This is a genomic window from Pseudonocardia charpentierae (genome assembly GCF_031845345.1).
Taxonomy (GTDB): Bacteria; Actinomycetota; Actinomycetes; order Mycobacteriales; family Pseudonocardiaceae; genus Pseudonocardia; species Pseudonocardia charpentierae.
On the sequence record NZ_JAVREJ010000118.1, the window covers coordinates 1 to 335 of the forward strand.

The 335-nt window shown below is 66.6% G+C and carries 1 pseudogene; it reads left to right on the plus strand.

The window, feature by feature from the left end:
- Positions 1-310, plus strand: a pseudogene (locus tag RM445_RS32125) (IS982 family transposase); the annotation flags it as partial.
- Positions 311-335 lie beyond the last annotated feature (25 nt).

Below are 335 nucleotides of genomic sequence, written 5' to 3' on the forward strand. Positions count from 1 at the left end.
CGACAAGGGCTACGTCTCCGCCGAACTCGACCGCTACCTGGCCGACCGCGGCGTGACCCTGCTGCGCCCGTCCTACCGCAACCGCACCCCACGCCCCGGTGAGCACCTGCTCAAACCGATCCGGCAGATCATCGAGTCGGTCAACGACACCCTCAAAGGCCAACTCGACCTGGAGCTGCACGGCGGGCGCAGCATCGACGGTGTCGGTGTGCGTGTCGCTCAACGCCTGCTCGCACTCACCGCCGCGATCTGGCACAACCGCGCCACCGGCCAACCCGTCACCCGATCCCTGATCGCCTACGACCACTGATCGAGTTCGGACTTACTCGTCTAGG